8 protein-coding genes are annotated in these 14,265 nt (G+C 39.2%); 2 read left to right on the forward strand and 6 right to left on the reverse strand.

All coding sequences use genetic code 11. From position 1 onward, the window contains the following. Positions 1-63: 63 nt before the first annotated feature. Positions 64-1,086 (reverse strand): DNA polymerase III subunit delta, encoded by a 1,023-nt coding sequence (gene holA / locus ACZZZW_RS21010; RefSeq protein WP_055906292.1) that lies wholly within the window; start codon positions 1,084-1,086, stop codon positions 64-66. A gap of 217 nt (positions 1,087-1,303) precedes the next feature. Between holA and ACZZZW_RS21015 the strand changes: the two genes are divergently transcribed. Next, on the forward strand, positions 1,304-1,762 hold the full coding sequence (locus tag ACZZZW_RS21015; RefSeq protein ID WP_055906295.1) for a type I restriction enzyme HsdR N-terminal domain-containing protein: 459 nt from the start codon (positions 1,304-1,306) through the stop codon (positions 1,760-1,762). 475 nt (positions 1,763-2,237) lie between these two features. Here the strand turns inward: ACZZZW_RS21015 and ACZZZW_RS21020 are convergent, their stop codons facing one another. The 5 genes from ACZZZW_RS21020 to ACZZZW_RS21040 form a co-directional block, all read right to left on the reverse strand. After that, on the reverse strand, positions 2,238-3,431 hold the full coding sequence (locus ACZZZW_RS21020) for a Gfo/Idh/MocA family protein (protein WP_055906298.1): 1,194 nt from the start codon (positions 3,429-3,431) through the stop codon (positions 2,238-2,240). Positions 3,432-3,598: 167 nt separating this feature from the next. Then, the gene (locus tag ACZZZW_RS21025) at positions 3,599-4,963 is read right to left on the reverse strand and encodes a 3-keto-disaccharide hydrolase (RefSeq protein WP_055906301.1); all 1,365 of its coding nucleotides are present in this window, start codon (positions 4,961-4,963) and stop codon (positions 3,599-3,601) included. A 94-nt stretch (positions 4,964-5,057) separates the two neighbouring features. Beyond that, complete coding sequence (locus ACZZZW_RS21030) at positions 5,058-6,413, reverse strand: Gfo/Idh/MocA family protein (RefSeq protein ID WP_055906304.1); 1,356 nt, start codon at positions 6,411-6,413, stop codon at positions 5,058-5,060. Positions 6,414-6,776: 363 nt separating this feature from the next. Beyond that, positions 6,777-9,443 carry a valine--tRNA ligase gene (locus ACZZZW_RS21035; protein WP_055906307.1) on the reverse strand — a complete coding sequence of 889 codons (2,667 nt, stop codon included), beginning with the start codon at positions 9,441-9,443 and terminating at the stop codon, positions 6,777-6,779. Positions 9,444-9,749: 306 nt separating this feature from the next. Next, complete coding sequence (locus tag ACZZZW_RS21040; protein ID WP_463496353.1) at positions 9,750-11,738, reverse strand: heavy metal translocating P-type ATPase; 1,989 nt, start codon at positions 11,736-11,738, stop codon at positions 9,750-9,752. 361 nt (positions 11,739-12,099) lie between these two features. Between ACZZZW_RS21040 and ACZZZW_RS21045 the strand changes: the two genes are divergently transcribed. Next, on the forward strand, positions 12,100-14,133 hold the full coding sequence (locus tag ACZZZW_RS21045) for a M13 family metallopeptidase (protein WP_055906313.1): 2,034 nt from the start codon (positions 12,100-12,102) through the stop codon (positions 14,131-14,133). Positions 14,134-14,265: the final 132 nt, after the last annotated feature.

Genomic DNA, 14,265 nt, shown 5'->3' on the forward strand with positions numbered 1-14,265 from the left:
AACACTTAAAAATTACGCAAACGTTTGATGGTGAATATTGCGGAGGTTTTTGTTTAAGAAAGATTAGTGAACAATTTTAAAAACAAGTTCTTTCAGGAGTTCCCCATCTTCAACATTGCCCGTACTATCCAAACCTTTACTTTTTAAATCGTACTCGCGCAGCAAACTGATTACCTGGAAAACTTTACCCGTATTATAGTTTCTGGCAGCAACTTCATAATCTTTAATAAAAAAGGGTGGCACCCCCAGGGCAGATGCAGCATCGGCCTTGTTCGGAATATAGTGGTATTTTAAAAGCTTGGTAAAATACCCCCCTAAATTGGCCAGTACCATAACCGTTGGATTGGCTTTCGGATTGCTTGCGAAGTAATTGATTATTTTATTGCATTTCAATACATCGCGGATGGCAAGGGCTTTCTGCAACTCAAAAACATTATACTCTTTACTAATGCCAATATTTTTCTGAACAAGATCGGTAGTAATGGTTACCTCTTTCGGAACATTGAGCATCAACTTTTCAATTTCGTTGGCTATTTTGGAAAGATCTGTTCCTAAATATTCGGCCATTAATGCCGATGCCTGCTGATCAACCTTATAGCCTTTTTCTTTAATAAAATCTTCAATCCAGGGCACGAGTTTATAATCGCGCACCGGATCAGACTGAAAAATCAATCCGCTTTTATTAATGGCTTTGTAGATTTTTTTACGCTTATCGAAATTGGCATATTTATAAGCCAATACCAAAATGGTACTCGGCAAAGGTTTCTCGAAATAGTTGAGTACAAACTCGCCCTCTTTACTCCCAGAATCTTCTTTGCCCCACTTTAAATCCTGTGCCTCTTTAACAATTACCACCTGGTATTCAGCCATCATCGGGTAACGTTTTGCAGCACCCAGCACTGTAGCCATATCGGTATCTTTCCCATATAATACCGTTTGGTTGAAACCTTTTTCGGCATCATTTAACAGTTTATCTTCTATATAATCGGTTACCTGATCGATATAGAAAGATTCTTCACCATGTAAAAGGTACACAGGTTTAAACTTTCGGGCTTTAAGATCTTTAATAATTTCGGCAGCAGTCATTGCCCGTAAAATTACGATTTAGGTTTAAGGATTTGGATAAATGTTTATAATTAAAGATGTGAGATTTTCGACGGGAGATATGAGATTTGAGACAGAAGATTTCCTTGCATATCTTAGAATTAATTTAACTTTGGCACAATAATAATTGATAGATTGTTCCATTTTTAACGGATAACTTCCAACTGTTAACTGAAAACTGACTACTGCCAACTGAAAAATGTTTAACCCTACTCCGCTTAACCTCCCTCCGTATCCATTTAAAATTACCCAAAAGGATGAAGTGGTTTTTATTTTCGATGAGTTGAGAAAGAAACACCTGGTGCTTACCCCTGAGGAGTGGGTGCGACAACATTTTATACAGAACCTGATTTTAGAAAAGAAATTTCCGCGCACCCTGATCCAAATTGAAGGTGGTTTGGTGCTGAACCAATTGCAAAAACGGAGCGATATTTTAGTGTACAATACAGCTGGCGAAAAGCTGATGTTGATTGAATGTAAAGCCCCAAAGGTTAAGATTACGCAATCGGTTTTCGATCAGGCATCACGTTATAACTCTATTCATCAAGCCAAATGGATTGTACTAACCAACGGCTTACAGCATGTTTATGCAAAAATGGACTTGCAGAAAGGCAAGTTTAACTTCGTACAGGAAATGCCTGAATATCTGGGACTATAATAATAACGGTCTCTTTCCCGTGAAGGCGGGAATTTTAAAGCGTTCGCATTACGATTCCCAATCAAGTTGGGAATGACGACCGCATTATAATGCTGGTCGGTGAGACACCGACCAGTAGAACCAAAGTTTAAAGATTTCTCCATTGCGCTACCGATGAAAAATCGGTGAGCTCCAGTCGAAATGACGATTTATTGAAAGGTTTTCGATTACGCTACCATAGACAGCATCCATTAGCACGGTCGTCATTCCCGCGCAGGCGGGAATCTTAAAGCGTTTGCATTACGATTCCCAATCGAGTTAGGAATGACGATATCGCACAACAATGACGACCGCATTATAATAATTTTACCACAGATAAAAAGGCTGAACACAGATATTAAAATCCGTGTTTATCTGTGTCCATCTGTGGTTAAAAACCCTCTCACCTACCAACTTGTGTTTCACCAACAGAAACATAACTTGGGGTAGCACTTACCTAAACACTATACTCTTTCTTCCAAAGTTGCTTATTGCCGCTATAAATCGCTTCATTACACATGGCTACACATATGGCGGCCTGGGTGCCGGTATTGATATTCGATGCTGGTTCTTGCTTGGTAATTACCGACTTATAAAATTCATCAAGAGCATAATTGGTACCATCTAAGGTTGCTTTATCCAAAATCGGGATTCCTCCATCTTTATTCACTACAATTTTTGTTGCTCCAGTTACGCCATCAACTATACCTAATTCTTTTTTGGTGCGCTCTTCGGGGTAAAACAAACCGGTGTTGGTAAGCAAAGAAACCGATCCGTTGGTACCTTTTATTTTAAAGAGGTAACCATCATGGGCATTGCCACAAGTGGCACCAAAATTTCCGATCATCCCCTTTTCTTTGTATCGCAGAATGGCCTGTATATTATCATAGGTTTCGCGCCCATCTTTAAAAACATCAATCCCGCCTGATCCCATAATTTCATCAGGCTGTGTTTCGAAAGCCCAGTTGATAAAATCGATTTGATGGGAGAGCAGTTCGGCAGCCAACCCGCCAGAATATTCTTTATACATCCGCCAATTGATTTTACGCTCCAAAGCAGGTTCTGGCACGGCCCTGCGCCAGTTGCCATTACGGTCCCAACGGCAATCTATCTGACTAACCTTACCCAAATAACCACTCTGAATCATATCTTTCACCTTAAAATACAAAGGCGAATAACGGTATTGATAGCCCACCTGAAAAACCTGATTTGGATATTGCTTTACCAGCTTTTTAAGTTCGAGTGCCTGGGCAATATTGTATGTCATGGTTTTTTCTACATACACATGTTTGCCTGCAAGCACTGCATCTTTAGCAATTTTAAAATGCTCGCTTAAAGGCGTGGCAATAAAAACCGCCTCAATGGTTTTATCATCCAAAACTTTATGGTAATCTTTTACTGCTTTCGCATCTGCAGGTACATACTTTTCGGTTTCTTTTAATCTAAAATCGAGTACATCACAATAAGCCTTAATGTTATACTTAGCAGGCATGGATTTAATTACAGACAGCACCCCTTTGCCCCTATCGCCACAACCAATCATGGCCACATTAATAATTTCATCAGCCATTAAACTGGCAAAGCCCTGATTACCCAGAAGCAAACCAGAACCTAACAAAGTAGTATGTTTTACAAAAGATCGACGATGCATGTTTATATTAATATTATTTCTTTATTCGTAAATATATTTAACCATAGATTAATACAGAAAACCAAAATTAGTCACCCTGATCCGATAGCTATCGGATCAGCATAACGATCGCGTTAAGAAATTAGGCTAAAACAAATCAAAACGCATAAATATTAATCGAACTCAGTTTATAAATTCTTGATTTTAATTGTTCTGAAATCTACCTTATTGCCATGATCTTGCAGCAGGATATGTCCTTTTAGTGCTTCGCCAAAGTTTTTCCAATCTTTATATTTACTGATGGCAACCAATTTTTTAAATTCTTCTGATCCGCGTGTATATTCCAACACTTTTACACCATTTAAATAATGCTCTACTTTGTTGTTGGGGTACACTACCAAGCGGCCGTTGTTCCAGCTACCAATTGGGCGCAGGTAACGTGCTTCTTTTTTAGCCGTCATTAAATCGTATAAAGAGGCCAGCGTGCGGTTTCCATCCCTGCCCAATTTGGCATCGGGGTGCAATACATCATCCAGAACCTGGTACTCGAGCCCAATGGCTGAACCTGTATTTTTTTCGCTCAGGGTAACAAAGTATTTAACCCCGCTATTTGCCCCAGGGGTAAGTTTAAACTCGAACGACATATCGAAAGCAGCATATTCATCTTTGGTTACAATATCGCCCCCATTGGTTGATTCGGCTCCGCCTGATGGCTCTACGCTGATTACTCCATCGGCTATTTTCCAGCCCTTTGCAGGGAAGGTACTTTTATAGGCACCAATCCAACCGGCATTGCTTTTACCATCGAACAACAGTTTATATCCTTCTGATTTTTCGTAGGCAGATAATGTATTTGGTGTTAAATTAACTGTATAAATCCCTTTAGGAAAGGTTTTGGCTTTTAAGCCTTCGGTTTGGATATTGATGTTTTTGAAATAAACTTTCTTGCCATCGTTTTCTAAATTGCTACCAATGCCATGTACCTGTAAACCGATAAAACCAGTTTTATCAAGGGTATCAATCACATAAGCTACGGGAGTTCCGTTAACCCAGGTTTTGGTTTCATTACCAATGCACTCAATTTTATAATGGTTAAATTCGTTCTTTTTGTACAAAGGTTTTGCTGATGGATTAAGCTCCAAAGGATATAACCACAATCTTCTGGCTTCATCATAAATTCCGCCTGTCCATGCCCTAGGTGTGGGGTCTATTTCCACCTGCCTGCCAAAAACCAATCCTTTGCCATTATTTCCTTCCGGTTTAATATGGCTACGGGTTTGAATGCCTGAGTTGGTGGTTTCACCTTCTAATTTCACATCCAGTTCCAATACAAAGTCGCCATATTCTTTTTCAGTAATCAAAAATGAATTTGGTGTGCCTTTGGTCATTGCACCCACTATCATTCCATCTTCAACTTTGTATGGGGCGGCACCTGCAACGGCTTTCCATCCGGTTAGGGTTTTGCCATCAAATAATGGTTTTGCTTTTTGCGCTGCTGCTGATAAACTCATCAGGGAGAGGGCAAGGATACTATATTTTTTAATGTTTAACATGATTAGATTTTTCTTTCCGTCATTGCGAGGAAGAATGTCGAAGCAATCTTTCTTGCGGGATCGATTACTTTACCTCCTACCGACGATATATTGATTAATATTTAAATACTTTTCCGTTTGCCATTACTTCTTGTTTGCCTTCATCAAAAACTGCTTTTGCTCCGGTTCTTACTGCGGCATTTGTCATGATATTGGCAATAGAATGCGAATAACCTGCTTCTACCGGTGCATTTGGTGTTTTACGGCTGCGTACACATTCCATCCAGTTGCGCATGTGGCCGGAGGTTAATGCATCGCCCCCCATATTTGCGCCTGTAGCGGCCTTAACTTCGGTTTTACTTAAATCAAATTCAGGTAAAAGGTTGGCTTTTAAACCCATCGCTGCTGCTTCTTGTTGCCTTAACCCACCTTTTGGTGATACTTTATTGGTAATTAAATTTAACTCACCACCGTTCGAATAATATACCTCACCTACATCGCCTACACTGTTTTGCATCCGGGAGGTAAAGGTAACCTGAAAACCATCTGTGGTATCGGGCTGACCGTAATCAAACACGGCAACCATCGAATCCCAATTTCTGCGACCATCTTTCCAGGTGTAAATGCCTCCGTTTGCTACTACACTCCGTGGGTGTTTTAAATTGGTAAACCAATGAACAGTATCAATCTGGTGCGACATCCACTGGCCTGGCATGCCTGATGAATAAGGCCAGAACAACCTGTATTCTAAATATTTCCTTGGATCAAAAGCCTCATTGGGCCTATTGAGCAAAAAGCGTTTCCAATCAATATCTTCTTCTTTAAGTTTCGCTACCAAATCCGGTCTGCGCCACCGGCCGGGTTGGTTTACATTCCAAACTAAATCTACGGCGGTTATCGGTCCGAATTTACCATCCTGAATAAATTTTGCCGCATTGGTATAATTTTCTCCACTCCTTCTTTGCGAGCCAATTTGTACAATTTGTTTGCTTGCTTTAACTGCTTTAAATGCTGCTTTGGCATCGTCCATAGTTTCGGCAAAAGGTTTTTCCACATAAGCATCACAACTGGCTTTTACAGCTTCGATGGTATGTAAAGCATGCTGAAAATCGGCTGTACTGATAATTACCGCATCAAGATCTTTGGTGGCATAAAGCTCGTCATTGTTGCGGCAGGCTTTAATATCGTGACCAAATTTTGCTTTTAAATGGGCAATTCCCAAATCTCTGCGGTAGTTCCACAAATCAGAAAGGCCAACAATATCAAAATTCAGCTCCTTGTTGTGGTTCAGGAAACAAGGTAAAAGCGTGTCTTTAAAACGATCAGAAAATCCAACAACACCTACACGAACCCTATCGTTTGCACCAATAATGCGCCCATAACTTTTGGCACTCATGCCCATTGTACCCGCATAGGTTGCCGCAGCAAATATTGCAGATTGTTTAATGAATTTTCTTCTGGAATTTTCCATTTGAGGATATTAGGTTAGATTATCACTTAAATAGTTAACGGTTTGGTAAACCGTTTTAACAAAATCTAAAATATGGTTAATAAAAACAAACCTTAAGTTTTTGCAAGTAATATTTTTGAAACCTTAAATTAAAATAATGGCTAACTATTGCAGTAACCTTAAATAAATGGCCAAGAAACCCTTTTTAAACGGATAATGCATTTCTATCGCGATAAGGAAAACGTTTGAAATAATTTATTCCTTTTCCTTAAAATAACGAAAAAGCCCTTCAGAAAAATAATCTGAAAGGCTTTATAATAAGACTTGTTATCCTGACCCTAACACTCGGGACGGTATGACGGTTGCATCGGCTGAAATTTACAATTATCCTAAAACCGCCAGGCTTTCTTCAATAATTTTGATTTTCGCTTCAGCATCGGCTTTTTTATTGCGCTCATTGGCAATAATTTCGGGTTTTGCATTTTGTACAAAACGTTCGTTGCTCAGTTTCGAATCAACCGACTTTAAAAAACCCTGTAGATAAATTAAATCAGCATTTAGGCGTTCGCGTTCTGCTTCTACATCTATACTCTCGGTTAAAGGAATAAAAAACTCATCTTTACCCGCCATAAAAGCAGTTGCGCCAACAATTTTATCATTAACAATTTCTGCTTCTGATACATTGGCCAATTTGAAAACAATGTTTAGCCATTTCTCATAATCAAGATCAGAGTTTACCTTAATATTTAAAGGCAATGCTTCTTTTGGAGAAATCTGTTTTTGATTTCTTACATTTCTAATTTCGGCAACAACAGTTTTAATTACCTCAGCATCTTTTAATAATTTCTCATCAAATGCTCCGCCTTTCGGAAATTCGGCTACAATACAGCAATCCATTTCTCCACGTTCGGCAAACAGATCATCATGCCATAATTCTTCCGTAAGGAAGGGCATATTTGGATGCAATAATTTAATTATATTTTCGAAAAATCCTATCGTGGCTTTGTAACTCTCAGCATCTATTGGCTGTTGGTAAGCGGGTTTAACCATTTCTAAATACCAGGCACAGAAATCATCCCAAACGAGTTTGTAAGTGATCATTAATGCTTCTGATAAGCGGTATTGTTTAAAGTTAGCCTCAATTTCTACCAATGCCTCATTAAAGCGGTTTTCGAACCACGATATGGCCTGGGTATTCGGGTTGGCTAAGTTTTCGTCAACTTCCCATCCTTTTACCAAACGGAAAGCATTCCATATTTTACTGGCGAAATTACGTCCTTGTTCACAGTAACTTTCATCAAACATTAAATCGTTACCAGCAGGCGATGACATTAGCATTCCTACACGTACTGCATCAGCACCATATTTCTCGATCAACCCAATAGGATCAGGTGAATTACCCAACGATTTAGACATTTTACGGCCTAATTTATCGCGCACAATACCTGTTAAATATACATTGGTAAAGGGCTTTTTGCCCATAAACTCATGTCCGGCCATAATCATACGTGCCACCCAGAAAAATAATATTTCGGGTGCAGTAACCAGATCGTTGGTTGGATAATAATAATTGATGTCTTTATTTTCAGGGTTTTTAAAACCATCGAAAACAGAAATTGGCCACAACCACGACGAGAACCAGGTATCCATTACATCATCATCCTGCCTTAAAAAAGGCTCTAGCTGATGCTTAAATCCAGCTTTTTCAGTCTCTGAGCAGCTTTCATCCAAGTGTTTTTTCTTCCAGAATTCTTCTAATGCCTCATCTTTAGTTTTGGCAACCACCCAGTTTCCTTTGTCATCATACCAGGCCGGAATTCGCTGTCCCCACCACAACTGGCGACTGATGTTCCAATCCCGAACATTCTCCATCCAATGGCGGTAAGTATTCTCAAATTTATTCGGAATCAGGTTTACCTCACCATTCAGCACATCATCCAAAGCAGGCTGTGCCATTTCTTTCATCTTCACAAACCATTGCATCGAAAGTTTAGGTTCGATAGCGGCATCGGTACGTTCTGAGAAACCAACCTGAGATTTATAATCTTCTACTTTATATAAATGACCAGCTTCTTCGAGCATTTTGGCAATTTTTTTACGGGCAACAAACCTGTCTTCGCCAACTAAAATAACTGCCAGTTCATTTAAAGTTCCATCATCGTTTAAAATATCCGTAACTGGCAAATTGTGTTTAACACCCAGTTCATAATCATTTAAATCGTGTGCTGGCGTTACTTTTAAACAGCCTGTTCCAAATTCAATATCCACATATTCATCCTCAATAACCGGAATTTCGTGGTTAACCAGCGGAACAAAAACTTTTTTACCTTTTAAGTGCGTAAAACGTTCATCGTTCGGGTTGATACAGATTGCGGCATCTGCCATAATTGTTTCAGGACGCGTGGTGGCTATTGTTAAAAACTGATCTTCCGTTCCCGAAATCAGGTATTTAATGTAATAGAGTTTCTGGTTTACTTCCTTGCGGATTACTTCTTCATCAGAAACAGCTGTTTTACCAGCAGGATCCCAGTTAACCATACGGATACCGCGATAAATCCACCCTTTTTTATACAAATGGATAAATGAATCGATAACTGCTTCAGAAAGATCTTCTTCCATGGTGAAACGGGTACGGTCCCAATCGCAACTTGCACCCAGTTTCTTTAACTGATCTAATATAATGCCGCCGTATTTCTCTTTCCACTCCCAGGCATACTTTAAAAATTCTTCGCGGGAAAGGTCTTTTTTATTGATCCCTTTTTCCTTTAACATTGCCACTACTTTTGCTTCGGTAGCAATAGAGGCATGATCGGTACCAGGTACCCAGCAAGCATTTTTACCTTGCATACGGGCCTTACGGATTAACACATCCTGAATGGTATTGTTTAGCATGTGCCCCATGTGCAGTACTCCCGTAACATTGGGCGGCGGAATTACAATGGTGTAAGGCTCGCGCTCATCGGGTTCGGAGTGAAAAAATTTCTTTGATAGCCAATAGCTATACCATTTATCTTCTGTTTCTGCAGGATTGTACTTGGTGGATATGCTCATGAATGATATTAAAAGCTCAAAAATAGCTATTTAAGCTGAAAGACCAAAGGAGCATAAGCCAAATGGCATACTTATGGGTTTAAATTTTCTTTTCTTTTAAAAAGGTGGTTGCACCATGAAATAGGAAAGCATGAGATTTGAGTATAGCTTCAAATTGGTATTAATTACGATTAATTGTTACTGAATGGACAGGTTTTTAGCTTTGTTTATCTTCTTATTTTTGGCATACCTCACTCACAATTAATAAATTAAGTTTTAAGTACATTCTTAATTACCTTAACTTCTTAATGGCAATAGTTTAAGGTATTAAAACTTCATTTTCTGAATCCTAACTGCATTTAAAATGGCCAGAAGTGCAACACCAACATCGGCAAAAACGGCTTCCCACATGGTGGCAATACCGCCTGCACCTAAAATTAACACCAATGCTTTTACTGCAAATGCCAATACAATATTCTGGATTACCACATTCTTAGTTGCCTTACCAATTTTAATCGCTGTTACAATTTTAGAAGGTTGATCCGTCTGAATAACAACATCTGCTGTTTCAATTGCGGCATCGCTGCCCATTGCACCCATCGCAATACCTATATCGCTAATGGCCAAAACCGGGGTATCGTTTATCCCATCGCCAACAAAGGCAACTACTTTGGTTTTATCCTTTTTAATTTCTTCAAGTTTCGCCACCTTATCCTCTGGTAATAAATCACCATAGTAAGCATCAATACCTAAGCCGGTTGCAACTTTTTTAACAATCGATGTTTTATCTCCACTCAGCATTACCACCTGTTTTATTCCAATTTCATGGAGCTGTTTAACGGCTTCGCCAGCATCTTCTTTTATCTCATCGGCAATGAGCACATAACCTGCGTATTTCTGATCAACAGCTACAACCACAATACTTTCTTCAATTGCTGCAATGCGGGTATCAAATTCAATATTAAATTTTTCTAAAAGTTTTACATTACCAGCTAAAACCTCTTTACCATTTACCACTCCCTTTAAGCCCATCCCTGCAATTTCCGCTATATTTTCTGCCGGATGGATTTCCTGATTACCCACATAGGCTACAATCGCTTTGGCTATGGGATGCGTTGATTTTGCTTCTACAGCGGTTAATAAGTTCAAAAGTTCCTTTTCATCGATTACACTTTCTACTTTCTGAACATTAAAAACGCCTTTTGTTAAAGTTCCGGTTTTGTCCATCACTACCGTATTCAGTTTGGTAATCAGATCAAGAAAATTAGAACCTTTAAAAAGAATTCCGTTTGAGGATGCAGCACCAATTCCGCCAAAATAACCGAGTGGGATGGAAATAACCAATGCACAAGGACAGGATATCACCAGGAAAACAAGCGAACGGTATAACCAGGTTTGAAAATGATAATCGCTCCCTAAAACCAACATCGGAATGGTAACGAGTGCTAAAGCCAAAAAGAAAACAATTGGCGTATATACTTTAGCAAACTTGCGTATAAAAAGCTCAGTTTTAGCTTTACGTGTAGTGGCATTTTGTACCATTTCGAGTATCCGCGACAGTGCACTATCGGCAAAAGCCTTGCTTACCTGTACTTCTATTACTTTATCTAAATTAAGCATACCAGCTAAAATCGGCTCACCCTTATTAATTGTACGGGGTTTGCTTTCTCCGGTAAGTGCAGCGGTATTAAAACTGCTTTTATCACTCATCAATGCTCCATCCAACGGAATTTTCTCACCGGCTTTAATTTGTATCGTTTCGCCAATGGCTACTTTTTCGGGGTTAACATCCTCATATTTTCCATTGCGTAAAACGTGCGCTACATCGGCACGTACATCAAGCAAAGCTTTAATATTTCTTTTAGCCCTGTTTACCGCTGCCATTTGAAACAGTTCGCCAATGGTATAAAAAAGCATCACGGTTACACCTTCAGGATACTGACCAATGCCAAAGGCCCCTATTGTAGCAATTGACATCAGTGAAAATTCGGTAAAAAAATCTTTGGCTTTAAAAGTCTCCCAAACCTCGCGTAAAACCGGAATACCAACAGGCAGATAAGCTACAATATACCAATAAGGCCTTATGGTTTGAAAGGCAGGAACTTTAAAAATATTATCGAAAGCAATTCCGATCAATAACATAACCAGGGTTACAAGGGCCGGTAAGTAAGTTTTAAACGCCGATGGATCGCCTCCATGATCGTGGTCGTGCTCATCACCTTCTTCGTGATCGTGAACATGTTGGTGGTTATCTTTTGGTGCCGGATGTACTTTGGTGCTGCAACAGCTATCTTCTTTATCGTGGGTATGGCTCATTATATATTGTATACAAATACATTAGTTTTTATTTACCGCTAAACCTTGCGGGTTTCATAACCTGTGGGGTTTTGGATAAGTATTTCAAATTTATGGAAAATAAAATGCTTTATGCTGAATCATTCTTGATAGCAATAATTTTTACAAGCACACAATAAATTTTGTTAAAAAATGTTAATAGTGTATAAAAGATTTAAAATTATGAAATCTATTAAAATCCAATTTTCAGCATCCGAACTTATCAGACGTTTGGGTTTAGCAAAAATTTACTACTGGTTTAACAAGTAATATTATTAGTATATTGTTTCAGTATTAATTTGTATTTCATAAATTTCGCTTCAAATACTAACTTATTAAGCGAATGAAATACCAAAATTTGAAAAGATATTTTGCGGCACTGGGTATTATTGCTGCTGGCTTTTCTGCAAATGCACAAACCAAAAAGTTTATCGACCCTGCCAACATGGATCTTTCCGTTAAACCAGGCGACGATTTTTATACCTACGCAAGTGGTTCTTGGGTAAAAAACAATCCTGTTCCCGCTAAAGAAACACGCTGGGGTTCATTTAACGAACTGCGTGATTTTAACATTAACGCAGTAAAATCTTTAGTAGAAGATGCAGCCACAGATAAAGCTGCTCCGGCAGGCTCGGTAAAACGCAGAGTAGGCGATTTTTATACCGCTGCAATGGACAGCGCAACAATTGAAAAGCTAGGTTACACACCCATAAAATCAGATTTAGAAAAAGTTAAGCAAATTAAAAATGTTCAGGGCGTTTTAGATCAGGTAGCGTATATGCGTACCAACGGCCTTGGTGGTGGCATGTTTGGTTTGGGTGTTGGCCAAGACCGCAAAAACGTAAATAAATATATGGTAAACATTGGGCAAGGTGGCACTACCCTGCCCGACCGTGATTATTACCTGAAAGATGATGCCCGCAGCGTAAAAATACGCGAGGCGTACAATACTTACATGGTTACCTTATTTACGCTAACCGGAAGTACTGCCGAAGAAGCAAAACAAAAAGCTGCAACTGTTTATAAGATTGAAAAGCAATTTGCAGAGGCGCAAATGAGCCGTTTAGAAATGCGCGATCCTTACGCTACTTACAACAAAATTACTGTTGCCGAACTGAACAAAAAGACTCCTGATATTAACTGGACAACCTATCTGCCTAAATTCAAAATCAAAAATCAGGATACCGTTCTGGTTTCTTCGCCTAAGTTTATGGCAAGTTTGGATGGAATGCTAAAATCGGTTCCTGTAGAAGATTGGAAAACCTATTTAGAATGGAACATATTAAAAGGTTCTGCCTCAAGCTTAAGTTCTCCGTTTGTTAAGGCAAGTTTCGCTTTTACACAGGCACAAACCGGGCAAAAAGTACAAACACCACGCTGGCAGCGCATGTCATCCTTAACAGATGGTACCATAGGCGAATTGCTTGGTCAGCTTTATGTAGCCAAGTATTTTAAGCCTGAAGCAAAAGAACGCATGAACCAGATGATTGTAAACTTACGCAAAGCGTTCGAAATCAGAATCAATGGTTTAGAATGGATGAGTGCTGAAACCAAACAAAAAGCACTGGCTAAACTACACGCATTTACACCAAAGGTTGGTTATCCTGAAAAATGGAAAAACTATGATGGTTTAACAATTAATAAAGGTACTTATTTCCAGAATTTACGTAATGCAAGTGTTTGGGGATATAATGAAATGGTTGATCAATTGGGTAAACCGGTTGACCGTAAGCGTTTTGGCATGACGCCACCAACAGTTAATGCTTATTACAGCCCAACTTTAAACGAAATTGTTTTCCCTGCCGGAATTTTACAATTCCCTTTCTTTGATCCAAATGCAGATGATGCCGTTAATTACGGCGGAATTGGTGCGGTAATCGGCCATGAAATGAGCCATGGTTTTGATGATAGCGGCAGTCAGTACGATGCTGCAGGAAATTTAAAAAACTGGTGGACAGCTGAGGATAAAGCTAAATTTGACGCTAAAACCAAGGCATTAGGTGAGCAATTTGATGGTTATACTGTACTAGATACTGTTCATGTAATTGGTAAATTAACCATGGGTGAAAACATTGGCGATTTAGGTGGTTTAAATGCAGCTTATACTGCTTTTAAAATGACAAAACAAGGCCAGAGTAACGAAAAGATAGATGGTTTTACTCCAGATCAACGTTTCTTTTTAGCCTGGGCACAAGTTTGGAGAGGCAATATTTTACCAGAAAGCGCGGCACAGTTAATTAAAACCGATCCGCATTCTCCAGGTCCGTACCGTACCATTGGCGCGCCTGTAAATATGGATGCCTGGTACAATGCCTTTGATGTTAAACCTGGCGATAAATTGTACAAAAAACCTGAAGATAGGATTAGAATGTGGTAATTTAAGGCGAAAGCTTGGAAGGTTAAGGGCTAAAAGCTTTTTCATTTCACAGGCTAGCTTAAACTTAATAGTATCCCTATATTACAAACGCTCCGGATTATTCGGGGCGTTTTGTTTTTCCTGGTGTAAAAT

It is taken from the genome of Pedobacter sp. AC379 (assembly GCF_979258145.1).